Source organism: Paenibacillus polygoni (assembly GCF_030263935.1).
GTDB classification, from domain to species: Bacteria; Bacillota; Bacilli; order Paenibacillales; family Paenibacillaceae; genus Paenibacillus; species Paenibacillus polygoni.
On sequence record NZ_CP127162.1, the window covers coordinates 237,827 to 263,812 of the forward strand.

The 25,986-nt window shown below is 42.2% G+C and carries 25 protein-coding genes; 19 read left to right on the top strand and 6 right to left on the bottom strand.

Annotation, left to right across the window (positions count from 1 at the left end; genetic code table 11):
* Positions 1 to 9: 9 nt before the first annotated feature.
* Positions 10 to 1,182 carry a M20 metallopeptidase family protein gene (locus QPK24_RS01205; protein ID WP_285745514.1) on the bottom strand — a complete coding sequence of 391 codons (1,173 nt, stop codon included), beginning with the start codon at positions 1,180 to 1,182 and terminating at the stop codon, positions 10 to 12.
* 609 nt (positions 1,183 to 1,791) lie between these two features.
* On the opposite strand from QPK24_RS01205, the gene QPK24_RS01210 reads away from it, so the two are divergent.
* From QPK24_RS01210 to QPK24_RS01250, 9 genes are all read left to right on the top strand, one after another.
* Positions 1,792 to 4,578, top strand: coding sequence for a glycoside hydrolase family 3 protein (locus tag QPK24_RS01210; RefSeq protein ID WP_285745517.1), 2,787 nt, complete (start codon positions 1,792 to 1,794; stop codon positions 4,576 to 4,578).
* 326 nt (positions 4,579 to 4,904) lie between these two features.
* The gene (locus tag QPK24_RS01215; protein WP_285745519.1) at positions 4,905 to 5,105 is read left to right on the top strand and encodes a cold-shock protein; all 201 of its coding nucleotides are present in this window, start codon (positions 4,905 to 4,907) and stop codon (positions 5,103 to 5,105) included.
* A gap of 81 nt (positions 5,106 to 5,186) precedes the next feature.
* Positions 5,187 to 5,399, top strand: coding sequence for a cold-shock protein (locus QPK24_RS01220; RefSeq protein ID WP_285745521.1), 213 nt, complete (start codon positions 5,187 to 5,189; stop codon positions 5,397 to 5,399).
* A gap of 105 nt (positions 5,400 to 5,504) precedes the next feature.
* Positions 5,505 to 5,729: a MerR family transcriptional regulator gene (locus QPK24_RS01225; protein WP_285745523.1), complete on the top strand. Its 225-nt coding sequence runs from the start codon at positions 5,505 to 5,507 to the stop codon at positions 5,727 to 5,729.
* A gap of 158 nt (positions 5,730 to 5,887) precedes the next feature.
* Positions 5,888 to 6,577, top strand: a complete 690-nt coding sequence (locus tag QPK24_RS01230; protein ID WP_285748998.1) for a PspA/IM30 family protein — start codon at positions 5,888 to 5,890, stop codon at positions 6,575 to 6,577.
* Positions 6,578 to 6,605: 28 nt separating this feature from the next.
* Positions 6,606 to 7,637: a TFIIB-type zinc ribbon-containing protein gene (locus QPK24_RS01235; RefSeq protein ID WP_285745525.1), complete on the top strand. Its 1,032-nt coding sequence runs from the start codon at positions 6,606 to 6,608 to the stop codon at positions 7,635 to 7,637.
* Positions 7,634 to 8,431, top strand: coding sequence for a TPM domain-containing protein (locus tag QPK24_RS01240; protein WP_285745527.1), 798 nt, complete (start codon positions 7,634 to 7,636; stop codon positions 8,429 to 8,431). The genes QPK24_RS01235 and QPK24_RS01240 overlap by 4 nt, the downstream gene beginning before the upstream one ends.
* A 19-nt stretch (positions 8,432 to 8,450) precedes the next feature.
* Positions 8,451 to 9,449, top strand: a complete 999-nt coding sequence (locus tag QPK24_RS01245; protein ID WP_285745529.1) for an SPFH domain-containing protein — start codon at positions 8,451 to 8,453, stop codon at positions 9,447 to 9,449.
* Between the two features lie 192 nt (positions 9,450 to 9,641).
* Positions 9,642 to 10,865: an amidohydrolase gene (locus QPK24_RS01250; protein ID WP_285749000.1), complete on the top strand. Its 1,224-nt coding sequence runs from the start codon at positions 9,642 to 9,644 to the stop codon at positions 10,863 to 10,865.
* A 122-nt stretch (positions 10,866 to 10,987) separates the two neighbouring features.
* Here the strand turns inward: QPK24_RS01250 and QPK24_RS01255 are convergent, their stop codons facing one another.
* Positions 10,988 to 12,253, bottom strand: coding sequence for an MFS transporter (locus QPK24_RS01255; protein ID WP_285745531.1), 1,266 nt, complete (start codon positions 12,251 to 12,253; stop codon positions 10,988 to 10,990).
* Positions 12,254 to 12,919: 666 nt separating this feature from the next.
* Here QPK24_RS01255 and QPK24_RS01260 point away from each other — a divergent pair.
* Positions 12,920 to 13,240, top strand: a complete 321-nt coding sequence (locus QPK24_RS01260; RefSeq protein ID WP_285745533.1) for a winged helix-turn-helix transcriptional regulator — start codon at positions 12,920 to 12,922, stop codon at positions 13,238 to 13,240.
* Between the two features lie 145 nt (positions 13,241 to 13,385).
* On the opposite strand, the gene QPK24_RS01265 is transcribed toward QPK24_RS01260, so the two are convergent.
* Positions 13,386 to 13,637: a GlsB/YeaQ/YmgE family stress response membrane protein gene (locus QPK24_RS01265; protein WP_285745535.1), complete on the bottom strand. Its 252-nt coding sequence runs from the start codon at positions 13,635 to 13,637 to the stop codon at positions 13,386 to 13,388.
* Positions 13,638 to 13,852: 215 nt separating this feature from the next.
* On the opposite strand from QPK24_RS01265, the gene QPK24_RS01270 reads away from it, so the two are divergent.
* The 3 genes from QPK24_RS01270 to QPK24_RS01280 all read left to right on the top strand — a co-directional run bounded on the left by QPK24_RS01270 (position 13,853) and on the right by QPK24_RS01280 (position 17,634).
* A complete protein-coding gene (locus QPK24_RS01270; protein WP_285745537.1) occupies positions 13,853 to 15,517 on the top strand; it encodes a sensor histidine kinase in 1,665 nt (554 codons plus the stop codon).
* A 1-nt stretch (position 15,518) separates the two neighbouring features.
* On the top strand, positions 15,519 to 16,247 hold the full coding sequence (locus QPK24_RS01275) for a LytR/AlgR family response regulator transcription factor (RefSeq protein WP_285745539.1): 729 nt from the start codon (positions 15,519 to 15,521) through the stop codon (positions 16,245 to 16,247).
* Between the two features lie 130 nt (positions 16,248 to 16,377).
* The gene (locus QPK24_RS01280; RefSeq protein ID WP_285745541.1) at positions 16,378 to 17,634 is read left to right on the top strand and encodes an L-lactate MFS transporter; all 1,257 of its coding nucleotides are present in this window, start codon (positions 16,378 to 16,380) and stop codon (positions 17,632 to 17,634) included.
* Positions 17,635 to 17,727: 93 nt separating this feature from the next.
* Here QPK24_RS01280 and QPK24_RS01285 read toward each other — a convergent pair whose 3' ends face one another.
* The 3 genes from QPK24_RS01285 to QPK24_RS01295 form a co-directional block, all read right to left on the bottom strand.
* Entirely contained in the window at positions 17,728 to 18,192 is a 465-nt protein-coding gene (locus QPK24_RS01285) for a hypothetical protein (protein WP_285745543.1), read from the bottom strand.
* 172 nt (positions 18,193 to 18,364) lie between these two features.
* A complete protein-coding gene (gene udk / locus QPK24_RS01290; protein ID WP_285745545.1) occupies positions 18,365 to 18,991 on the bottom strand; it encodes a uridine kinase in 627 nt (208 codons plus the stop codon).
* A gap of 169 nt (positions 18,992 to 19,160) precedes the next feature.
* Positions 19,161 to 20,051: an NAD(P)-dependent oxidoreductase gene (locus tag QPK24_RS01295; RefSeq protein WP_285745547.1), complete on the bottom strand. Its 891-nt coding sequence runs from the start codon at positions 20,049 to 20,051 to the stop codon at positions 19,161 to 19,163.
* 186 nt (positions 20,052 to 20,237) lie between these two features.
* On the opposite strand from QPK24_RS01295, the gene QPK24_RS01300 reads away from it, so the two are divergent.
* The 6 genes from QPK24_RS01300 (at position 20,238) to QPK24_RS01325 (ending at position 25,977) form a co-directional block, all read left to right on the top strand.
* The gene (locus QPK24_RS01300; RefSeq protein WP_285745549.1) at positions 20,238 to 20,828 is read left to right on the top strand and encodes a DJ-1/PfpI family protein; all 591 of its coding nucleotides are present in this window, start codon (positions 20,238 to 20,240) and stop codon (positions 20,826 to 20,828) included.
* Positions 20,829 to 21,133: 305 nt separating this feature from the next.
* A complete protein-coding gene (locus tag QPK24_RS01305; protein WP_285745551.1) occupies positions 21,134 to 21,934 on the top strand; it encodes an ABC transporter permease in 801 nt (266 codons plus the stop codon).
* Positions 21,935 to 21,957: 23 nt separating this feature from the next.
* Positions 21,958 to 22,842: an ABC transporter permease gene (locus tag QPK24_RS01310; protein ID WP_285745553.1), complete on the top strand. Its 885-nt coding sequence runs from the start codon at positions 21,958 to 21,960 to the stop codon at positions 22,840 to 22,842.
* A 45-nt stretch (positions 22,843 to 22,887) separates the two neighbouring features.
* The gene (locus tag QPK24_RS01315) at positions 22,888 to 23,955 is read left to right on the top strand and encodes an ABC transporter substrate-binding protein (protein ID WP_320416902.1); all 1,068 of its coding nucleotides are present in this window, start codon (positions 22,888 to 22,890) and stop codon (positions 23,953 to 23,955) included.
* A 49-nt stretch (positions 23,956 to 24,004) separates the two neighbouring features.
* On the top strand, positions 24,005 to 25,621 hold the full coding sequence (locus tag QPK24_RS01320; protein WP_285745555.1) for an FAD-dependent oxidoreductase: 1,617 nt from the start codon (positions 24,005 to 24,007) through the stop codon (positions 25,619 to 25,621).
* A complete protein-coding gene (locus QPK24_RS01325; RefSeq protein ID WP_285745556.1) occupies positions 25,618 to 25,977 on the top strand; it encodes a 4Fe-4S binding protein in 360 nt (119 codons plus the stop codon). The genes QPK24_RS01320 and QPK24_RS01325 overlap by 4 nt, the downstream gene beginning before the upstream one ends.
* Positions 25,978 to 25,986 lie beyond the last annotated feature (9 nt).

A 25,986-nucleotide genomic window follows, 5' to 3' on the forward strand; every position in this document is an offset into this window, starting at 1 on the left:
ATGAATAATCTATTTTTGTCCCAATAAATCTAAGATTAATTGAACTTCGACTTTTGTACCGTTAACTAAAGCTTCTTCCATGACTCTGAATTTCGGATGGTGGTTCATATAACCGCATCCTTCTTCTTCTAAGCCGGCGCCTAATAACATGAAGCAACCTGGAACAACTTTGGTATAAGCGGAGAAATCTTCACTCGCCATTAGCATAGGAGATTCGTAGACTAAATCTTTACCAAGTACTTTTGTAGCCGATTCAAAAGCGAATTCAGCAAGTTCAGGTGTGCTGTACACAGCTGAGTAACCGCGGACATAATCGAGTTCAACCGTAGCACCGTATGCAGCAGCTACATATTCAATCACTTCTCTAACCCGTTTTTCCATGAGGTTGCGAATTTCTTCATTAGTCGTACGGATGGAGCAGCTTAGGGTAGCTGTATCTGCAATAATATTAGGAGCTTGGCCGCTGTGGAATTCACCAATGCTAAGAATCGCCATTTCGCTTGCTGGAACATTACGAGATACAATACTTTGGAGTGCCATAACCATATGGCTGCCGACTACGATTGGATCAATGGACAATTCTGGTGTAGAAGCGTGAGATCCTTTCCCTTGGATTTTTAAGAAAAATCCGTCAGCAGCAGTGGTTGTATACCCAGGTACAATACCGAGAGAGCCTGTTTTTAATCTTGGGATAATGTGAATACCGAAGATTTGATCTACGTCCTTCAGTACGCCTGCATCAACGAGTTCTTGAGCACCGCCAGGAACTTGTTCTTCTGCATGTTGAAAAATAAACTTAACGGTTCCAGCTAGTTTGTCTTTCATACCGGATAGTACACTTGCTGCTCCAAGCAACATCGCAACATGGGTATCATGTCCGCAAGCGTGCATAACACCGTCATTTACCGATTTGAAATCTAAAGTCGTTTCCTCCTGAATTGGCAAAGCATCCATATCTGCACGAAGTGCAATTGTTTTACCCTCGCCAGCAGCGCCGACTAAGGTAGCAACTACACTGGTTGGAGTAGGACGTGTTAATTCAAGGTTAGGAAAAGTAGATAAGATATCGTAAATATATTGTGAAGTTTTAAATTCTTTAAATGAGAGTTCAGGATGTTTATGTAGATGTTGTCTCCATTCTGAAATCTTCTCTACAGGTATTTGATCAAACCAGTCCATCATCGTAAAAACTCCCTTCTCGTTATAGAAATAATATTGTGAAACAATTCACAGATTCTATTAAATATAAAAATAGAAAGTTGATTCTAAGAGAAATATAGTTGAACGTTCTTTCTTGGGTACCAGCAACAAAGGACTGTTCTTGTTTATGAATCTAGAATAGCACGAAACTAAAAAACTTTCTAGAGTTTCCTAGTGTTTAATTTGTGAACGGTATTTTCTGTAGATTTCGCAGAATATTATGTAGATATGTGAGTCTATGAAGAACGACAACGCGTTGTTATATTCACTAAAAGGACCATTTTTCTATATAATTCAGGTCGCAAGTATGTGTATTTAAAAATTATTAAATTTTTTGGTTATTGTAAAAATTATCACTGATGGACAATAAATTTTCTGTTCATTGGTGTCATTCAAAAGAGACGCATAGAAAAAACCGTAAAAAATAGAAGTTTTTAATTTCTCAGAAATCTGTTACTATAAAAACAAGTAAACGTATTCAAAAAAATGTGTAAGCAAATTCACCGAGAGAGTACTAGATTTTAAAGTCGTGCCCAATCAACCACAATACATATTCCTATTACTAGAATAGGTAGATCAGGAGGAAATCATTTGAGTTCAGATCTTATTGGCGTTCCATTGGAAGGGTTTGCAGAATTCAGTAGAAAAGTCGCAGCAGAAGGTGCAGTTCTCTTAAAAAATGAGGAAAAAGTTCTTCCTATACAGGTTTCCGAAAACGTTTCAGTTTTTGGGCGCACCCAGGTAAATTACTATCGCAGCGGTACAGGATCGGGCGGAAGCGTAAACGTTGTATACACAACCAATCTGCTGGATGGACTCCGTGCAAAGGCACAATTTAGTATTAATGAAGAACTGGCATCCGTATACGAGAAATGGATTGAAAAGAATCCGTTTGATAATGGTGGAGGAGGCTGGGCTGCAGAGCCTTGGCATCAACAAGAAATGCCTTTAACGGATGACCTCGTCGCTGCTGCAAGACAGAAATCAGCGAAAGCAATTATCGTCATCGGTCGTACCGCTGGGGAAGATCAAGATAATGCAGACGAGCAAGGAAGCTATCAGCTGACAGATGATGAGAAAGCAATGCTAAAGATCGTTACAACCCATTTCGAGCAGACGATTGTGGTACTGAACGTATCCAATATTATTGATATGAGCTGGCTGAATGAGAAGACTTTAGTTCATCCGATCTCAAGTGTGATTTACGCTTGGCAGGGCGGAATGGAAGGCGGAAATGCAATTGCGGATGTGCTGGTTGGTGAAGTGACACCAAGCGGGAAATTAACGGATACGATTGCTTATTCTATTGAAGATTACCCCTCCACAAAGAATTACGGCAATGAATTTAAGAACCTCTATGAAGAAGATATTTATGTAGGTTACCGCTACTTTGAGACGTTCTGTCCAGATAAGGTTCAATTTGAATTTGGGTATGGCCTGTCTTATACCACTTTCGAAGTAAAGCCTGAAGAAGCTAAGCAGATCACCAAAGACGGATCGAAGTATATTGAGCTTGAGGTAACTGTAACTAATACCGGGGATACTTATGCAGGCAAAGAGACAGTACAAGTCTACTATGAAGCGCCTCAAGGGAAACTCGGAAAGCCGGCCAAAGCGCTTGCTGCTTTTGCAAAAACAAAAATTGTTCAGCCGGGTGAATCCGAACGTTTGACGTTGCAATTCCCTGTGAACTCAATGGCTTCGTATGATGACAGCGGGGTAACAGGATTTCCATCTGCTTATGTTTTAGAAGAAGGAAGTTATTTATTTTATGTTGGCACAAGTGTAAAACAGGTAGAAAAAGTATCGGTGGATGGACAGAATGGCTACTATACCGAGGAACTTATTGTCGTTGAACAGCTGCAAGAAGCGATGGCACCAACAGAGAAATTCAATAGAATGAAGCCAGGCGTTCGTAAAGAAAATGGGATTTATGAATTGGCAGAGGCTGAAGTTCCTACACGCCAAATTTCGTTAGCAGATCGAATTGAAGCCAATTTACCGAAGACACTGGATCAAACAGGAGACAAAGGTTACAAGCTGAGTGACGTACATGAGCAGAAAGTCAACATGGAAGCTTTTATCGCTCAACTTAGTGATCAAGATTTAGCAGCGATTATTAGAGGAGAAGGCATGAGCAGCCCGCTCGTTACACCAGGAACAGCATCTGCTTTTGGCGGTGTAAGCGACAGTCTTCTGAGCTATGGTATTCCAGTCGGCTGTACCTCTGACGGCCCTTCGGGGATTCGAATGGATAGTGGGCAGCAGGCAACTCAGGTTGCGATTGGGACATTGCTTGCCGCAACATGGGATACGGACCTGGTAGAAGAATTATATGTTTTGGAAGGTAAGGAGCTGGTGCGTAACAATATTGATACGTTGCTCGGACCAGGACTTAATATTCGTCGTAGTCCGCTAAATGGACGTAACTTTGAATATTTCTCAGAAGATCCACTGGTCTCCGGCTTGTTTGCATCAGCTTGTACCCGCGGGCTTCGCAAGGGTGGTTCGCAGGCAACGCTGAAACACTTTGCCTGCAACAACCAGGAGAAATACCGTACGAAAGTGGATGCAGTTGTATCTGAGCGTGCTTTGCGAGAAATCTATCTTAAAGGATTTGAAATCGCTGTAAAAGAAGGCGGAGCAAATTCCATTATGACTTCGTATAATCCGGTCAACGGACATTGGGCAGCATCGAATTATGATCTGAATACAACGATTCTTCGCGGTGAGTGGGGTTTCAAAGGAATCGTAATGACGGACTGGTGGGCTGTAATGAACGATGTCGTAAACGGCGGACCGGCTGATCGTAAATATACCAATCACATGGCGCGTGCTCAAAACGATCTATATATGGTCGTTAGTAATTATGGAGCTGAAACAAATGCCTGGGGAGACAACACAATAGAGTCACTTGATAATGGTACTCTTACCCGCGGTGAGTTACAGCGTAATGCAATGAATATCTGTGGTTTCTTAATGCAAGCACTTGTATTTTCTAGAGAGCAAGTTATTCAGGAGAAGATTGAAACATGTAAGGCAGATGCTTCTCTGCAAGCAGAAGAGGCTCAAGTGATCGGGCAAGATGAGCAGATAAAAGTGAATGTATCCGGCTCAACCATCATCAAAGTGAATGAGTCAGGCGTATATCGTATGTTTGCCGGCCTTATGTCTCCAGATGGGGTGCTGTCACAAAGTGCCTGCAATCTGATTCTGAATGATCAGGTAGCAGCGACCCTTCAGACGAATGGTACAGAAGGCAGATGGATCAAGCTGAAACAAGCTAAGGTAGAGCTGGAAGCAGGACTTTACGAGATGAAGTTTGAACATATCAAGCCTGGAATGCAGATCGACTGGATTGAATTCAAACAAGTATAATTAACGGCGAATACCTTTTTTTAGCTAAAAGAACCTGAAAGAAGCTAAAAGTCTGTAGATAGGGTCCTTCTTGAACAAAGAGGATCTCTACAGACTTTTTTCTATATAGATGAAGAAAGGGATGGGCAGCCATATTACCATATTATACAATTATAATATATGTGGCTAAATGTTCGGAAATATGCTATACTAAGTTTATTGAAGCATTGACCTAACGAATCCACATAGCGTAGAGGGTTATTCTTTAATAATAACCTTGTACCCTATGTGTATTTTTATTTTAAGGTAAGAATTTCATGTAAATTTAAAATTAGGTGGTAATAACAATGGAAACAGGAACAGTAAAATGGTTTAACGCAGAAAAAGGATTTGGCTTCATCGAGGTTGAAGGCGGAAGCGACGTATTCGTACACTTCAGCGCAATCACAGGCGAAGGATTTAAATCTTTGGACGAAGGTCAACGTGTTGAGTTCAACATCGTACAAGGCCAACGCGGTCCACAAGCTGAAAATGTTGTAAAACTCTAATTAAGAGTCTTATGCCTCAAACGTATCGTTTGGGGCATTTTTATTTATATAACCTATTCAGATACAGAAAGAGGGATACGAATGTATAATTCTCGAAGAAAGCCAATGGAAGATGTACCGATGGAGTTAACGGCAATATGGTCTTGTTCAAACGACGAATGCAAAGGATGGATGAGAGATAACTTCGTATTCGCCGAGGTTCCCGTATGCCCTCAGTGTCAGTCTAGCATGATAAAAGATGAGAAAATGCTTGCAGCTGTGACGAACACGAGTCCTAACCAGAATAAAAAATAAGGGGAGGAGAGTTTTACTCTCTATTCCTATATAAAGGCACCGATTTCTTTGCTTCGGTGTTCTTTTTTTTATGCGGTGTCAGACGGATAGAAAGGGATGAAAGGTATGCACTTGTTTCAGGATTATAATTTAAAAGTGAAAAAGACATTCAATGCAACGAACACCGAAGAGGTACTTACGGTTTCAGAGGCGGGAAATCTACTGGGTTTATCCAAAGATCAAATGAAAGTGTATGTAGATAAACATAAATTAACCAAGGTACCGATTAATCGAAGTGTGCATCGATATCTTTTACTAAAAGAAGAAATCGATAAAATAGTGAAGACGTAATGAACACCAACGATATGGTGTTTTTTTTATTGGGTAAAATATGTAGATGACAGTAAAAAATAAGAAGGGTGCTTTCAGCGAACTCATTAGATTGAAACCTTCGTATTCTTTTTTATGTATTATAGAGTAAAGATTCTTTCCAAAAGGAGGAGATATTTATCAGTATCCTATCTAGATTCAGAGACGTGATGAAAGCGAATATGCATGACTTGGTTACCAAAGCAGAAGATCCTGAGAAAATGATGAATAACTATATGAAGCAACTGAACATAGACATAGGTAAAGTGAAATCAGAAACAGCGTCGGTAGCAGCGGAAGAGAAAAGGGCAAAGAGAGCGCTGGATGAGGCAAAAGCAGAAGTAAATAAACTGCAGCGATATGCTGAGAAAGCAGTGGGGTCCGGGAATGAGGAGCAAGCATTGCAGTTTCTAGAACGTAAGGCAGCACAAGCAGAGAAATTAGGTGAGCTGGAATCTGCATATGAACGTGCTTTATCTAACAAGAAAAGTATGAAGCAGATGCACGATAAACTGATCTCTGATTTTAACGTTCTAGAGAATAGACACGCAGAATTAAACGGAAAGATAGCTGCAACGGCTGCTCAGCAGAAAATAAATACGATGGGCTCAAATGTGGATGTTAGCGGCTCTGTGTTCGATGTAATCGAAGAAAAGGTTAATAAAGCGTATGATGAAGCCATGGCTATTGCTGAACTTAGAGAGCAACCGGAGGACGATCTCGATGAACTTATTGCTCAGTTGGAGAGGGAGAACAATACGAGTTCGATTAGGAATGCAGAAGAGGAGCTTGCCATGATTAAAGATAAACTCAACAACAAGAAGTCATAAATTCTTGGATGGGTAGTGAGGTGAACATATGCCAGTCATCGAATATAAATGTCCGAACTGCGGAACCAGCATGGTGTTTGACAGTGAGTCAGGGATGCTGCATTGTCCGAGTTGCGGCCGTGACGATAATATTGAGGAAATCCCGGATCCTTTAACCAGGAATGTGTTTACCGAAAATGAAGTGAGTGAATACCACTGTACCAGTTGCGGGGCAGTCATCATGACAGAGGCAGAAACAGTAGCTACGGTATGTAGTTTCTGTGGTTCCTCTGTTGTGCTCGGCGACCGGCTTACTGGAGAACTAGCTCCAGCAAAAATCATTCCATTTTCGATTAGCAAAGAAGAAGCAATACAAGCTTTTCGAAAATGGTGCCGGAATGGACTGCTTACGCCAAGTGGTTTTATGACGGCGGACCGAATTAAAGGAATTACCGGAATCTACGTGCCTTTCTGGTTATATGGATTACATAATCACATTGAAGTCCGTGGACTGGGTACAAAAGTGAGGAGTTACACAAGAGGAGATTATCATTATACGGAAACGATGCATTATGAGGTTTATCGTAAGATCCGGCTCAATTACGAGAATGTACCGATTGACGCGGCAGAGAAAATGAATGATGAACTGATGGATAAGCTCGAACCTTTCCCATATGGTCAGCTAAAAAGCTTTAAATCCCCTTATCTTGCCGGGTTTATTGCCGAAAAATACAGCTACGATGAATCAGAGCTGCTGCCGCGGGCAAAGGAAAAGATTCGCCAGTATATCGATTCTTACATTCAGTCTTCGGCTTCTGGTTATGCCACAGTAAGTTTCACAGATAAGCAGATCGATACAACCTTAGCACGAGCCGATTATGTCCTGCTACCGGTATGGATGGTGCAATATGATTATAATAAGGCAGAGCATACATTTGCGATGAACGGACAGACAGGTAAAGTGGTGGGCAAACCTCCGATTAGCAAAGGGAAAATAAGTGCTTGGTTTGCTGGAATCTCGGGTATTTCCTTTTTATCACTGAAACTGATTTCCTGGATGATGGGAGGAGGATTTTGGTGAAAAAAATAAAATCGATCCTATCTTTTCTCCTGATTTTTTCCGTTATTTTCGTTATTACTCCTCCTAACCTAGCGGGTGCAGCCGAATCCAGTTCTATAGCTGCGGAGAAACAGTTAATCTTTGATGAAGCAGGGTTATTAACTCAGGCACAAGCAGACAGACTTAATACCATGGCCAATGCGTATGGGGCCGAGCGAAACACGGATATTATCATCTATACGACATTAAATGAAGAAGATATAGATGCTATGATTTTGACGGAAGACTTCTATGATGAGCATGCTCCCGGATATGATCGGCCGCATGGGAATGCCGTTATTTTGACACTGGATATGAACAATACAGAAGTATATATCGCTGGATTTTATAAAGGGCTGGATTATCTTAATGACAGAAGGCTAGACCAAATCCGAACCAAGATCAGTCCTGATCTAAGCTATGGTAATTATGAACTGGCATTTGAAGATTATATTCTAACCGTCTATGAGTTTATGGAACACCGCCCAGGAGTTTTATTTAATATTTGGTTTCAATTGGCCGTCTCTTTGGGGATTGGCGCTCTAGTCGTCGGGGTGATGGCTTACCGCTCTGGGGGACGTATCACGGTGAACCGGCAGACATATGAAGATGCAAATGCATCAGGCATACTGGATCGACAAGATCGGTATCTGAGAACAACAGTGACCAAACGCAAGATTGAACGGAATAATAATAATGGCGGTCCTGGCGGCGGTGGCGGCGGAGGAATCAGCAAAGGCGGCCACTCGCATAGCGGAAGCAGAGGATCGTTCTAAACGGAAGGAATGAGAATACATGTCTTTTTTCAAAAACCAATTTGCAAACGTAGTCGAGTGGGAAGAGTTCAGAGATGATATGATTTTCTGGAAATGGAGCAATAGAGAGATTAAAAAAGGAAGTAAGCTCCTGATCCGTTCCGGGCAAGATGCGATCTTTATTCATAACGGAAAAATTGAAGGGATTTTTGAAGAAGAAGGCGAGTATAGCATTGAATCCGACATTGTTCCATTCCTGTCTACACTGAAAGGGTTTAAGTTTGGCTTTAACAGTGGAATGAGAGTGGAAGTGCTCTTCGTCAATACAAAAGAGTTCACTGTCAGATGGGGGACACAGAATCCTATTCTAATTCCAACCTCGCAGTTACCGGGCGGAATGCCGATCCGTGCGAACGGTACGTTCAATTTCAAAGTAAATGATTATGTGACACTGATTGATAAAATCGCCGGGGTGAAGAACAGTTATCTTGTAGAGGACGTTAAGATTCGAATTACTTCTGTGCTGGATCAGCTCTTAATGAAATGGATTAGCCGCGAAGGTAAGGATATGTTTAACTTGCAGGCCAATGCATCCGAAATTGCCAGAGGAATTCAGGAAGACCTCGATATGCAAGTGATGAATAATGGGATGACGATTACCGGGTTTCAGGTGATGAGTTTTAATTATCCAAAAGAAATTCAAGACATGATTACGAAGACGGCTTCTCATGAAATGATCGGTAATCTGCAAAAATATCAGCAGGTTAGCATCACCGATGGGATTGCGTCCGGCAACCTCAAAGGCGGCAGTACAGCTGCTGACATGATTGGAATCCAAGTGGGAATGAATGCAGCAAATCAGATGATGAAAAATATAGAATCTAACGAGAAGTCCGCTGCTTCTGAAAGTTCAAACGCTAAGCCTGCAGCATCTTCCTCGGCAGATCAAGGCCAGAAAAAACCGAATTTCTGCCCGAACTGCGGTACGAAGACAGAAGGAGCTAACTTTTGTCCAAACTGTGGTCAAAAATTGACCTAATAGACAGCCTCATGTAATGCGACTTCATCAGAAGACCCTAAAGAGACACCGCTAAGGTGTCTTTTTTTATATTGTTTCCCTATAGATATGCCTCTTTATATATGAAAAAAGTGTAGCAACGAAATATTATTTATATTTTTCGTTTATTGGCAGCTATGATACCATATGTGTGGAAAAGAGGGTGAGGATATGATGAATGCTTCTTATTGGTTAACGAATGTAAGATTAGAACAGGGATATGTCGTGGAAGATGGACAAGTAGTGGGTACGAAGACAGGGATTTGTCACGTCCGGATTGAAGACAGTGTAATTAAGGAAGTTGTGGAAGCAGGTACAGAGATCGTGAGTCCTCTTCCCAAATACGACGGCAAGCAATTATTAATGCTTCCTTCCTTTGAGGAAGCGCATATTCATTTGGATAAAACGTATTATGGTGGTCCTTGGCAAGCGGTACGAAAGGTAACCAGTATCTTTGAAAGGATTGAGGAAGAGAAGCGTTTATTACCAAAGCTCCTGCCGGCAGCAAGACAACAAGCGGAGCGCATTTTGGAACTTATACAGGGATATGGTTCTACATATGTTCGAAGTCATTGTAATATTGAACCGGTGAGCGGATTACATAGGTTAGAAGCAACAAAGCAAGCTTTAGATACTTTTTCAGGAAAAATCTCCTCAGAGATTGTAGCTTTTCCGCAGCATGGATTGCTTAGATCTGATTCTGTACAGTTGGTAAAGCAGTCAATAGCTGAGGGAGCAACTCATGTAGGCGGGGTAGATCCATACACGGTGGATGGAGATATCGAGAAGTCACTGCAGGCAATGGTAGAGATAGCTGTAGCGGGTAAAGCGGGAATTGATATTCACCTGCATGATAGAAATGAAGCGGGTAAGCAAACATTAACGAGACTTGCTGATCTGACGGAAGAAGCAGGATTGCAAGGGAGGGTTACGGTGAGTCATGCTTTCTGGTTTGCCAGCGCTGAAGCACAGGAAGCTGAGGAGTTAGCAGCTCGAATGGCTTCACTAGGCATGTCAATCACATCGACTGTACCGATTGGAAGATCAACAATGCCTCTTCCGATGTTACATAAGATGGGAGTTAACGTTAAACTGTCAACGGACAGCCTAACCGATCACTGGTCTCCTTTTGGTAACGGTGATCAGCTTGAAAAGGCAGGGCGCTATGCAGAATTATACGGATGTGATGATGAGTTCTCTTTATCTCAGTCTCTTGGTTTCATTACAGGCGGAATAACACCGCTTAGTTCCAAAGGTGAACAAGTGTGGCCAAAAGCAGGGGATACAGCAAGTTTTGTGTTAGTGCATGCGAGCTGTGCGGCTGAAGCCGTTGCCAGAAGATCAGAGCGAGCAGCAGTATGGTACAAAGGGCGTCTTGTGAGCGGGACTCTATTATAATTGCAATCCGTTCAATTAGTGGATAACAAAAAGAGGTTTCCTTCTAGGAAACCTCCCAGACTGCAGACAAACTAGCTTAAACTAGTTTGCCCGCAGTCTTTTTTATTTTATCCGAAAGAGGATTAGTTAAACGCACCTGCTTTTTCAAGCTTTTTCTTCCCGTTAAACGCGAGGATAATCATGATGATATTTATAACCATCATACAAGCAATGCCGATTAACACAGGCGTGTAAGAACCCGTTGCATCGTAAATATATCCATATCCAGGCAAGGCAACAATTCCTGCTACAGCGAGTCCTAGAGCTACGATTGCATAGATCTGACTGTATTCTTTATTACCGAACAAAGCCGATGTCAGCAGGGGTCCAAGTGTTCCAATCGATGAAACCACAAATCCAAAAATCACCATTGCGATAGAGAACATCACAGAGTTCTCAGCAGATGTTAATAGAATGGTTACAGGAACTAGTCCTAGGATCATAGCAAAAATAGCTGTGTTTCTCGCACCAATCTTATCAGTTAAGAATCCGAAAGCTAAAGCACCAAGTAATGCTCCGACCATCCATCCTGCCATCGCGTTACTTGCAAATATTCCATCATAACCAAGTTGTTTTACTGCAAAGGTTGGAACGTGTTGAGCAAAACATCCAATGGCAGTAATAAAGAATAAGAAGGCAATTAATGCATAGAGTGCAGAGGATTTCTTCGCTACTCCAAATGAAACTCCTTTTTCAAGTACAGGTGTTTTCGATTCATCTTCTTCAGTAACTTCATCTGCGCCATAAGGCTGCAGACCTTTTTCTTTTGGAGACATTCGAAGTGCAAAAAATACAACAGGAATGACGATGATGATGATAGCCACACCAATGATAATGTAAGTATTTCTCCAGCCTTCATTAGCTATTAAGTTACCAATGATAGGTTGAAGCGCTGCGCCTAAACCGCCGGATACAGCCATCATAATACCGATCATCAGACCTTTATTCTTCTTAAACCAATTGTTAATAAGTACGGGGCCTGCCATCTGAGTAAGAAAAACAGCGCCAATAGCCATAGGAATTGAGAACAAATACCAACCCCATACAGAGCTCATGAACCCGAACATTGCAAATGAACCAGCTTGTAGTACAACCGAAATTATGAGTAGACTGCGAAGATTGTACTTAGCCATCATCTTACCAGCGAAGGGCAAGAAGACCATAGTAACAATGGAAGCAATACTAAAGTAGATGTTTAAGTCTCCCATACGAATACCTAAATCCTGTGTAACGGGTGTCAGGAATAATCCGCCTGAGCTATTGAGGCCGCCTCTTGTTAATCCGACCATGATTGATACGCCGACAAGTACCCACCAAGCAAAGTGGGTTTTTTTCTTATTTTTATTCATGCTGTCTCCTTAATCCCCTCTTAGGGTATGTATAAGTCTGATTTTTTTATGTGGTTTTGTGAAAAGATGCATTACGAGATAAAAAGCAGCTTGAATTAAAAACAAATACTAACTCTGATTATTCAGCGACTTTTATCACAATTACAAAAAAGTTTTTAAAGTCCTAATAAATCATCGTGAGGCTATAATGCTGGTTAGTACTATAGGGTGCTTTTTAGATAAACAAGCTTTTTAGTTCTGCGTTTTTAATACTAACTTACTAGAGATATTGACAATGTACCTTCTAGTTACTTCATTTGGTTCGATACCCTTCGTCTAATAGCTGATGTAAGCGGTTTTAAAACTATTTCAGAATTCATGCTGTCTTTCCGTTGTATTAAACCTTGTATTTTCTAATGTGACGAACCAATAAGTTTCTATAGCTACACCCCTTACTTATAATAGATTTTAGGTAACTTTTTATATACGAGTTACTTTACATAACCATATTAACCCCTCACTAAATCTGTGTCAATCTTGTGAACCTAAATAAAAAGCAATATTTGTCAAGATTTTAGTGTTGAAAAAAATGTGGTAGAATAATATAAATAGGTTATTTAATGTTACTTAGTTATATATTCTCATATAAGGGAATAAAAGTAATATGAGTACTTGGAGGTGCATGTTGTGACTGGGCGAAATGATACACAGGAGACATGTAATAAAGTCGAAGAAGGGTATAATTTTTTAGGTAAGAAATGGGTAGGGATTATTATTCATACCTTATCGAAAGAGCCAAAGAGATTTAGTGAAATCTTAGGGGCTATTCCTGACCTAAGTAAGCGGATGTTGAATGAACGCATGAAAGAACTAGAGGATTATGGTATTGTAATTCGAAACGTGATAACAGATCGCCCTGTTAGAACAGAATATTCATTAACCCGAAAGGGAAACGAGCTGGGAGTTACACTTCGAGTGTTCGAAAAATGGGCTGAGAAATGGATGTAAACTTAGACTTTTTGGATATCTAAAAAAACAAACCCGAGGTCTCCTAGAGACTTCGGGTTTATTTAGAGAGTACGAACTCTCTCTGGTATTATGGTTAATAATAATATCCGTAATTTAAAGAATAAAGATTTTACAATGTTTATCCTTAAGCTCTTCTTGTACTGCGAAGAATAAGACTAAGAATAGCAACAAGAACGATCGCGCCAATCAGTGCAGGGAAGATGTGGAATCCACCTGTTTCAGGTCCCCATTCTCCAAGTAGAAGGCCACCAAGCCAAGCCCCTATGAAACCAGCGATAATATTACCAACAATACCGAATGGAATATCCTTGCCGACGATTAGACCTGCTAACCAACCAATAATACCACCAATAATTAATGCCCATAACCAACCCATATTTAACATCACCTTTCCATTGTTTTTTCGTTTGCTGTTGAATTTATAACCGCATAATCGAAGTTCTAATCATAAACAGAGAAATATTTTAAATTTTGGGCGGTGTCTTAGTAAGGGGTTAGTGGCATTAAACGATCGTTTTTCTGTGGTACAATAACAAAATGTGAGGATATGGAACGGATTGCTAGATCGGATTTGGAGAGTGATGGAACATCATGCAGGAGTCTTTGTTAATGTTGCTTCAGCTGTTAGAACGCGCAGCGCTTTTGCTGATGTGTTTATTTGTGTTGACACGAATACCAGGATGTAAAGCTTTTTTTGAGCAGAGGGAAAAAACAGGATATGAACTGATTTTAGCAACCATCATTTTCAGCGGGTTTGCCTTATTTGGTACCTACAGTGGTATTAACGTAGAAGGTTCCCTAGTGAATGTCCGAATTATTGCTATCTTATCGGGCGGGATCTTATTTGGCCCTTGGGTCGGTCTTGCAACAGGGGTTATCTCCGGAATTCATCGTTTTTTAATTGATATCGGGGGCGTTACTTCCTTGCCTTGTCTGATTACGAGTATTACAGCCGGATTTGTGTCAGGACAAATATACCGTATGACATCTGGGGAACGCAGATGGAAGATGGGGATCATCGCAGGTATGGCATGTGAAGCATTAACGATGATTTTAATTATCGTATTCGCTGAGCCCACCTCACTTGGTGTGGTTATCGTTTCTCGAATTGGTCTTCCCATGATCATCAGCCAAGTCAGCGTGGGTCTTATTGTCATGCTCGTACAGAGTGTTGAAGGGGAGAAGGAGCTAGTGGCAGCCAAGCAGGCCAAACTATCCCTCGATATAGCGAACAAAACCCTGCCTTATTTTCGAAGCATCACTCCGGATTCGCTTCATACCATTTGCCGCATTATCAAGGATGAGATTGGCGCAGACGCCGTGTCGATCACCGATACGAAGCAGATTTTGGCTTATATTGGTGTGGGTGAGGAGCACTATAAAGAGCAGCATGCCATTATTAGCGAGGAAACGAAGAATACGCTGAAAAGCGGGGAAATCATGATTCGTAATAATGATACAGAGCATACGAACCCTTTTATTCAATCCCTGATTATTATTCCGCTGATAGAAAAGGGAGAGGTAACCGGAGCCCTCAAGATTTATTATGCGAAAGCACATAAAATTACGGATTCCTTACAAGCGCTGGCAGTAGGATTGTCACAGATGATCTCTACACTCATGGAAGTGTCACGAGTAGAGGGAATTAAAGCAATGGCCAATAAAGCAGAGCTGAAAGCACTTCAGACGAAGATTAATCCTCACTTTTTATTTAATGCGCTGAATGCCATCGCTTCTTCTATCCGGACGAATCCTGATAAGGCGAGAGAATTAATTGTAAATTTGTCTGGTTATATGCGTTTTAACCTGGAGCTTAGTGATGAGATGATTGATATTCGCAAAGAACTTGAGCAAGTAAAGCATTATGTAGAGATTGAGAAAGCTAGATTCGGTAATCGGCTTGAAGTGGAATATGATATAGACGAAGTAGAAGTGTGCATCCCGAGCCTTATTATTCAGCCGCTTGTTGAGAACGCAATAGTCCATGGTATTCTGAAGGTTAAGGGGCCGGGGAAAGTGACGATTTCGGTCAAAGATTACGGAGAAAACGTAAGGATTATCATCACAGACACAGGAGCGGGAATAGCACCGGAAGTTATCCGAAAAGTGTACAGTGACAATATGCCTGATAACAAAATCGGGCTATATAATGTTCATCAGCGCGTGAAGCTGATCTATGGAGAAGGTCTTCGGATTCGCCAGTTGGATCAGGGGACAAGCATTGATTTTAATGTAACAAAAAGAGGTGTTAAGTAGAATGAGAGCAATCATTGTGGAAGATGAAATATTAGCGAGGGAAGAGCTGCGTTATCTAATTGAAACACATAGCAAGATCAAGGTAGAGGCTGAGTTTGAGGATGGTCTGGATGCTCTAAAATTTTTGCAGAGTCAAGAGGTTGACGTCTTGTTCTTAGATATCAATATTCCTTCAATTGACGGGGTATTGCTTGCCCATAACATCAGTAAATTTGCTGTTAAACCTTACATCGTCTTTATTACAGCATATAAGGAACACGCGGTGGAAGCATTCGAAGTAGAGGCCTTTGACTATATTCTCAAACCCTACAGTGAGTCCCGCATCACTTCTATGCTGGAGAAACTGGAAACGACATATATAGGACAGCGCAGAGCGATGCCGGAACAACATACGCCTTCCATTACCAAGGTGAATCTATATAAAAATGAAAAAATCATGGTTGTTGATGCAAACGATATTTATTATGCGGTAGCCCAAGAGAAGACAACAGAGGTCGTGACAAAGACTGAGAAATACATAATGCAGCTCAGTATCAGCGAATTTTATGAGCGCCTTCCTAAAGAGGTCTTTTTCCGCTGTCATCGTTCCTATCTTGTGAACACAGAGAAAATTAAGGAGATTGTCCCATGGTTTAATAATACATATTTACTTCGGTTAAGTGAGCTTGATGCCGAAATCCCTGTCAGCCGCAGTAAAGCTAAAGAGTTCAGGCAACTTATGCGACTATAGAGGCATTTCATTCCGAATTCAGGTTATTTCATTCCTGTTTTCGCTTTTTTCTTAAATGTAAGCGCTACAATAAGGGTGTGTTAAGAGCTCAAGTACACTTACATTAGACAAAAGAAAGAAGGAAAACAACATGAATGGAAAACCTGTAAATCGCCTTCTTATTGTTCTTGGTACCGTTATTATGCAGATGGGGCTTGGCACCATCTATACATGGAGTCTATTTAATTCACCGCTTGTTGACAAATTCGGTTGGGAGCTTAGTTCGGTTTCCATTACATTTTCAATTACCAGCTTTGCACTCGCCTTCTCCACTCTCTTTGCAGGGAAAATACAAGAGAAAATCGGTCTTCGCAAATTGACAGCTGCCGCTGGTATTCTGCTTGGTATTGGGTTAATCCTTAGTTCACAAGCAAGTTCACTGGCTTCTCTGTATATTTTAGCTGGTGTGATTGTCGGATTCGCCGACGGTACGGCATATATAACTTCTTTATCCAATCTTATGAAATGGTTTCCTGATCGAAAAGGGCTGATCTCTGGTATCTCCGTTGGGGCATACGGCACAGGGAGTCTTGTCTTTAAATATGTTAATGGCGGTTTGATTCATTCCGTTGGTGTTTCTCAAGCATTCCTGTTTTGGGGACTCATTGTCATGGCTATGATTTTGGTGGGTTCATTGCTCGTCAGAGAAGCATCGGTAGAATCCGAAGAAGCTAAAGCGGACTCTAAAACGCAGACAACAACCTCGAATGCAGCAGTTTCTGTGCAGGTGAATTATACCGTGGGAGAGATGCTTCGCACGAAACAAGCATATCTGCTGTTTGTTATCTTCTTCACTGCTTGTATGAGCGGATTGTATTTAATTGGTATTGTAAAAGATATCGGTGTTCAGCTAGCCCATCTTGATGCAGCGACGGCAGCTAATGCTGTAGCGCTTGTGGCTATCTTTAATACAGCAGGGCGGCTTATTCTTGGAGCAATGTCTGATAAAGTCAGCCGCTTAAAACTTGTGGGCTGTACACTGGCCGTAACGGCAGCATCCGCGGTCGTACTTAGCGTAGTTCCATTAAACTTTGGACTGTTCTTCGCTTGTGTAGCAGCAATTGCATTCTGTTTTGGAGGTAATATTACCGTATTTCCAGCGATAGTAAGTGACTTCTTTGGACTGAAAAATCAAACCAAAAACTACGGCATTATCTATCAAGGTTTTGGTATTGGTGCACTGTCCGGTTCGTTTATCGCTGCAATGATGGGCGGTTTTCAGTCAACCTTTATCGTTATCGGCGGACTATGTGTAATCTCCGTTCTGATTGCTATGACAATGAACCCTCCACTGAGCAAGAAAGCAGAGAAAGAGACAGCATTCAAAGCTTACAAACGTACAGCTTAAAAAAATACGATAACAAATAAACATCCCCGATGGTAACAACGCTGGGGGATGTTTATTTGTTTTTTCACCATTTTTAGTGCTTTTACAGAAGGGTTACATGGTCTTGCTCATTCGCTTCGAACGTCTCTCTGCCAACAGGGTGAAGAGCAGAATTATTGCATAATAAATTAGATGAAAGCTGATCATTCCGGTGGTTTCATAAGATGTGTTTACAAATAATCGGCTGAATCCAACAAGGGTGCCATAGAAGGGGAATAATAGAATAAAAGTGGAAGTGGAGTCTTGATTATAGGTGTAAAGCAGCAAGAAAAATGCCAGTCCGCCAAGCCAGTAGATAGAAGTTATAATCATGAAATCGATCCGACGATTTCTCATCGATATCGAATAGAGCAGCCAAGTAAGCAAGAAGAGAACTGTAAAGACATAGATTCCAGCACTGTTTTCCCCGTAGGAAATGGACCAGAGAATATTCATCCCTCCAAAGCAGAAATGGATCATAAACATAAACATGAGATGCATAGGATACATAGCCCATCGTTCTGAGGGACTCATTTTCATCGTAATTCCCACCCTTACTAGTTACTTATATTCACTTCTTCACTTAACTTATAAACAACAGTAATGAGCAGGAAGTTGCATTAGATATGAAAAAGGAGAGGCTTCAGCCTTTTTCAGGCAAGAAGTCTCTCCTTTGATTTGTTTTACACAAGCCCATTGATGAATGGGGCTGTTACCAATTTTTTTCGCCAGACAGATATTTCTCTGTAAGGACAGTCAGAAGCTGAATGCCGACCTGGTTATGACCACCCTCAGGGATAATAATGTCAGCATACTTCTTAGAAGGCTCAATAAATGCTTCATGCATCGGTTTTACCGTTGCGAGGTACTGCTGATGAATGGACTGAATGGTCCGTCCACGTTCCTCAATATCACGCACAACACGGCGCAGAATCCGTACATCGGGATCAGAGTCTACGAATACCTTAATGTCCAGCATCGCACGCAGGTTTTCATCTGAAAGAACATGTAATCCTTCGATAATGATGATATTGTTTGGTTTTAGCTGGACTGTCTCTGATGCAGAACGTGCATGTATTGTAAAATCATAAACAGGAGCAAGGGCAGTTTGTCCATTTTTAAGAGCATTTAAATGCTGAATTAACAGCTCATTATCAAACGCAAACGGATGGTCATAGTTGGTGAGCTCACGCTCAGCCAGACTAAGATGAGCCTGATCTTTATAGTAGTTGTCCTGAGATATAAAAGTCACTTTACTCGAACCTAGACGTTCAATAACGGAACGAGCTACTGTTGTTTTACCTGAACCGGTTCCCCCGGCAATACCAATAATCAGCATGTGATACCATAAACCTCCCTAGAATAATTGCCAGAGCAATTTCAGTATTGTAGCATAGAAGGTCCTTTTTTTCATCTACTAGGTGCATAAAGGGAAGATTAGGCAGTTCTTATGCCCTTATATCTTTGCCCGATGATATCGGAATTATGTCTCTTGCACAAAGATAGATTTAGTTGCTGAATTTCATATAGTACTGATATAAGATTTGCGTTCCTTTATCGTCGTATCCAAGATCTGATAATTCTTCATACAAAGACTTGGCCAAAGCAAGACCCGGTGTCTGCAGTCCCATCTCTTCTGCCGAAGATAGAGCAATCCCCATATCTTTAATAAAATGCTTAACGAAAAATCCAGGTTCATAATCGCCTGCAATCATTCGCGGACCAAGATTACTGAGTGACCAGCTTCCTGCGGCTCCTGTCTCAATACTTTTCAATACGGTCTCTGGATCGAGTCCTGAAGTTTTTGCATACGCTAGCGCTTCGCAGACACCCATCATATTGGATGCGATCGCGATCTGGTTACACATTTTTGTATGTTGACCAGCTCCTGCAGATCCTTGGTATACAATATTTTCGCCCATCAGCCCAAAGATGGGGCTAACTGTTTCATAATCTGCTTTCTCTCCGCCGACCATGATGGATAGTTTGGCATTCTTTGCCCCAATATCTCCACCCGATACTGGCGCATCAAGAGCATGCAGCCCTGATTTCAAAGCTTCTTCATGGATTCGCGCAGCGAGCTGTGGACTAGATGTCGTCATATCAATGAGATAAGCACCCGAAGGAGCATTTGCTATGATTCCATTTTCTCCAAGATAAATTTCTTCCACGTCTTTGGGGTACCCTACCATAGTAATAATCACTTCGCATGCTGCTGCAAGGCTTGCCGGTGACTCATGCCAAGTTGTACCTTGCTTGATCAATTCTTCTGCTTTGGCGGCAGTTCTTGTATAGACATGAAGAGGATAGCCGGCTTTTTGCAGATGCCCTGCCATACTTTTGCCCATAACGCCGGTACCGATAAATCCTACAGTTGTTTGCTTTGGTGATACAATCATTTATTTCCCTCCTGGGTGAATTGGTTTTGATTTTCATCTATCCTTTATTTTTCGTATTATATCCCTTTTTTTGCTAAGGTTCTATGAAGCGATTGACCGTATCTAAGAATAATCTATAAGATATCGAATTACTTTTTATCTACTCGCCATATTGATTTTAGAAAAGCAGAAAGGGAGATGATCCTTATGAAGCGGATTTGTTTGTTGTTGCCTAATGGATTTGAAGCAATAGAAGCCAGTGTATTTACCGATGTGCTGGGTTGGAACCGTTTGGAGGGGGATGGAACTACGGAACTCATCACCGTAGGAACGAGAGACACACTAGCGTGTACGTGGAATTTCAAGGTGACACCAGAATTGTTAATTAACCAAGTTAGTGCAAATGATTTCGATGGATTAGCGATTCCAGGCGGATTTGAAGAAGCGGGTTATTTTGAGGATGCCTTCCGGGAAGATGTGCTGGAGCTGGTACGTGAATTTAATCGTCAGAAAAAGATCATTGCGACGATCTGTTTAGCAGCGCTGGTTCTTGGAAAAAGCGGGATTCTCGAAGGAAGAAACGCCACAACATACCATTTGAGTAATGGAAAAAGACAGGCCCAGCTTGCGGAGATGGGTGCCAAGATTATTCCTGACAAGCCGATTGTTATCGACGATAATCTAATCACTTCATCAAGTCCGTCAATGGGTTTTGATGTAGCGTTTCTTCTGCTTGAGAAGCTAACTTCTAAGGCGAATACAAAGGAAGTAAAACGACTGATGGGCTTTATTTCATAGCAGCAAAGCTATAGAAAATTTACGTAGCTTAGGTCAGATGTAAAATAACCAATACGATTCCCGTTGACAAGAAATGGGAAAGGTGATATTTTTAATTTACTTAATCCCCATTGGATTAATATGGAATGCATAAACCGACTGTTCATACAGAGGTATTGCACGCGGTCAGCCGCGCAGCAATACCTCTTTTTTGTGGCAACATACCGTTGTCATAACATATCGACCGTACCTGCGGAGATATCCTGCTAGCCTTGATAAGGCGGCAAGGTATGTTCGCTATTTTAGGTTGGAGAGGGGAAATCAAATTGAGCAGTATTACAGCCACGTCTTCAAAGCAGAGTCCAGGAAAATGGAGCCTCTTGGGACTAGGTCTAATTATACCTGTATCTGTACTTCTAGTATGGCAGCTTCTTGGATTTTACGGTGTGATCTCTGAATTATTATTTCCAACCCCGTTTGCGATTGGTAAAGCACTAATCCAGCTAACCCTATCAGGGGATTTATGGGGACATTTTAAAGTGAGTATCATGCGAGCGTTGGCTGGTTTTCTGCTTGGCGGAAGTCTGGGGTTTATTTTGGGGCTTCTGGTAGGTTTATTTAAAACCTCAGAAAGGTTTCTTGATCCATCGATCCAGATGATAAGAATGATTCCAAGCTTAGCTGTGGTACCTCTTTTTATTCTCTGGTTTGGAATCGGCGAAGAATCAAAAATATTACTGATCGCAAAAAGCGCATTTTTCCCCCTTTATATCAATACTTTTATGGGAATTCGCGGGGGAGATAATAAGTTATTTGAGGTAGCTAAGGTTCTCGGTTTCAACAAATGGAAGCAAATCGTAAGACTTGTGATTCCAGGAGCTTTGCCAAACATTTTGCTCGGTGTAAGGTTATCGATTGGCCTTTCCTGGCTTGGACTAGTGGTAGCCGAACTGATTGCTTCTACCTCAGGGATTGGATATATGATGTCCGACGCCAGGCAATTCGCTGACACCCCGGTTGTTTTTGTCGGCATCATTATTTTCGCTTGTGCGGGTTTGGCTACAGACGGGCTTGTAAGGCTGGTTGAGGCTCGTATGCTGCGATGGAAAGATACATATGGCGGCTAAGAAAATAGAAAGGGAGGATGGAAATGAACGAGCGGGCAGATCCGATACTGCAGCACAAAGCAAATAGGCCAAGTAAGATTCAAGGTACAGTCATAGCAAACCATCACAAGAGGTATCGACCGAGGAATATCCGAAAGCGGAAGGGGAAAAAGGGAGCTGATCTAGCCGCTGCGCTGCTTATTCCGCTCATTATCATTGCAGTATGGCAATATGCAGCGGGTGAGGGCTATATCTCTTCTCTATTTTTACCGACTCCGTTCTCCATTGCTCAAGAATTTTCTCATCTCATTGCTACAGGAGAACTCTTTCATCATTTAGGGATTAGCATGTATCGTGCGTTTATTGGATTTCTTGCAGGATCCTTTCTAGGATTAGCGCTTGGCACCCTTACAGGTTTTTCGCGAATTGCCTCATATCTTGTGGATCCAAGTATTCAAGTCTTGCGGCTTGTTCCGCATCTTGCGATTGCTCCTCTTATTATTCTGTGGTTCGGATTTGGAGAGATATCCAAAGTTGTCATCATTACAAGCGGCGCTTTTTTTCCGCTCTATATCCATACCTACACGGGAATTCGAAACGTCGATAACAAACTTTATGAGGTAGGAGAGGTGCTGGAATTCAGCTTGAAGCGAAAACTGATGAGACTCATTCTTCCTGCAGCCTTACCGAGTATTTTACTTGGTGTCCGTTTGTCGCTGGCTGTCTCCTGGATTGGACTTGTTGTAGCCGAACTTATTGGTTCTAAGTCAGGGGTTGGATTCCTTATTAATCAGGCAAAGCAAAATTCAGATACAGAGGTTATATTTGTCGGCATTATCATTTTTGCTGCCGTAGGTAAGCTGATCGACTCTATGATGCGGATTTTAGAGAAAAAGCTGCTTCACTATCGCGATAGTTATCTGGGCTGATCTTAAGATACAGGCGCTAATTAAAATGAAGAGGAGCCATTAGACATGATGAATAAGTTTCTGAAATCGAAGAAAAGAAGCAGTATGCTACCCCGAAGGCTGTTTATAGCCGGATTGTTCCTAAGTTTATTATTACTTCAAGCCTGCAGTAATACAGGAGGAGAAAGCTCAGATGCTCAGCCAGGTGCGCAGACATCAGCTGCGAAGGCTGGCACTGCAGAAGCCAAGGGAAACGTAAAACCAGTACTGAACTTTGGATTTATTGGTACGAATGATCTTAATTTACCTGGTGGACCTGAAGGTTGGGGCCTCCATAAAGGGATTATTCAGGAGGAGCTAAAAAAACACGGGATTACTGAAGTAAAATGGACGGGTTTTCCTAACGGACCTGATTTAACAGAGTCTCTTATCAGTGGTCGTCTTGATATTGGGAGCATGGGAGACACTCCTTCCATTATTGCCTATTCATCCGGAGCTAAAATCCGGCTTATTACACAGGGATCAACTAATTCAATCGGCTATCTAATTGGGAAAAAGGATGGACCAAAGACTCTTTCAGAGCTGAAGGGAAAAACGATTGCCATTCAAAAAGGCTCTTTTATGCATCGATATGTGGTTGGGTTACTGAAAGATGCAGGTATAACGGATTATAAACTCGTGCACATGCTGATACCCGATGCGAAGGCAGCCCTTGCAAGGGGCGATGTAGATGCAATGACGAACAATACTACTCAGGGGGCATTAGAACAGATCGAGGCAGGATTTATCCATCTCGATGATGCCACAAAACATCCGCATCTGAGAGGAAGCGGAACAACAGTAGCAGCGGATGAGTATCTTGCCTCTTTTCCTGATTTTCAAAAAGTGTGGAATGATGCCCGTGAAAAGGCACTCGCTGATCTGAAGCAACATGAAGAAGAGTACTACGAGTTCATAGCTCAGTTGCAAGGTCAATCCGTGGAGATCGTGAAGCAGACGAATCCAATCAGTGCGATTAAGGAAGAACCGTTTACAGAGGAAGGGCTGAAACTGCTGGAGGGAACAAAAGACTTCCTCGTCGAGGAGAAACTGGCGAAAAGAAATTTTGAAATTAACGATTGGGTACTCAAATAAGAGAGACGAAGAATCGCTCTATTAGTGGAAGGAGAGGAGGGAAACGAAAATGCCAAATGACCATGATGTGAAGTTGACCGCAGATGTACTTGTATTAGGTGGAGGTCCAGCGGGTGCCTGGGCTGCTTGGAGTGCGGCCTCTCAGGGAGCAAAAGTTGTTCTCGCTGATAAAGGGTATCTTGGTTCAAGCGGGGCGACAGCTCCAGGAGGGACAACGCTTCTTGTTATACCTGATATATCTGAACTAAGAGAAAAGGCGGTACAAACTCGTCTGAAGGATGGAGGCTATTTATCTGAGGCGAAATGGATCTACCGTGTACTTGAGCAAATAGAACAGAACCTCGCGCTGATCGAGGAATGGGGATACCCTTTTCCAAAAGATTCAGATGGAACCACACTTCGTACTCATCTGCATGGACCTGAATATATGAAACTTATGAGAAAAGTGGTCCGCAAAGCGGGGGTTACGATTCTGGATCAGTCCCCTGCCCTGGAGTTACTCGTCGATGAACATGGTGTCGGAGGAGCAAGGGGGGTCAACCGAATAACCGGTGCTGACTACGAAGTTCGAGCGAACGCGGTCATTATTGCGACAGGCGGGTGTACGTTTCTTAGTAAAGGACTTGGCTGCAATGTGCTGACGGGTGAAGGGTTATTAATGGCAGCCGAGACAGGTGCAGATCTATCTGGTATGGAGTTTAGCAGGCAGTACGCACCAAGCTTTGCTGACGGAAGTGTAACGAGAGGACGAATGCTTGCTTGGTCAAGTCTGTATGATAAGAATGGGGAGCGTATTCGATCGGGCGAACGAACTCCTGGCAGTATGCAAAGGATGCTCCTTGAAGGTCCGGTATATGCATCATTAGATCTAGCAGATACAGAAGAGAAGCGTGCGTTCTTACGCAATGCACATCCCATTTTCTTCATGCCTTTGGAACGAGCCGGCATTGATCCATTTCGTGATAAATTTCCTTTGACACTGCGTTATGAAGGGACCATGAGAGGAACAGGAGGAATTCGCATAACAACGAGTAATTGCGAAACGACAGTTCCTGGATTATATGCAGCAGGAGATGCGGCTTCTCGGGAAAAAGTGATGGGAGCAATGACTGGAGGCGGATCATATAACGCATCCTGGGCCATATGCAGTGGAACTTGGGCAGGGGAAGGAGCAGCCGCGTACGCCCTGGCTAACTCTAGAAAAGCAGACACCCGCTCCCTTCTTCCCGCTGGCAGATATGGACTAGTAAGTACGCAGAGTGAACAGAAGAGTGAGCTGTCCATAAAGCAAATGATCTCATCTATACAAAAAGAAGTTTTGCCGCTTGAAATAAACTTCTTCCGAAGTGAATCCGTCATTAGGGAATCATTAGGTCGATTACATTCTCTGTTCCCTTCAATCAACGGTCTAACGGCTTCCACGGTTCAAGAAAGAGTGAAATCAAGAGAGTCGGCTGGAATGCTGGCCGCTGCGAGATGGATGTATACAGCGGCACTCGTTCGCAAAGAAACAAGAGGACTCCAGGCGCTTAAAGAATACCCCTATATGGACCCGCTTCAAACCCACCGCATCATTTTATCAGGCATTGATGATATCTGCCAAAGTGTGGAGCATGCTCCTCATGCTCATGAATTGTTGCCTGCAAAGGAGTGGCAAAGCTCGTGATTGAACTTGTGAGTACAGATCGCTGCATAGGCTGCAAGATGTGCGTTAAGGTATGTCCGACGAATGTATTTGAAATGAATGAATCACTTGCCTTTATTGCAAGACAGGAAGATTGCCAGACCTGTTTTATATGTGAAGCTTACTGTCCGGTAGATGCATTGTATGTGGCACCTCAAGCGGAAATTTCGGTAGAAGTAGATGAGGAGGAGCTTCGCAGTTCAGGACTGCTAGGCAGCTGGAGATCGGAGATTGGCTGGAACAAAGGGGCAACTTCTACAATGGCGGAAAGAGACACGACTCCTTTTTTTGAAGTTTTTACAGAGAAATATCGCATCCTGCCCGGAACAAAACAATAATAATAACAG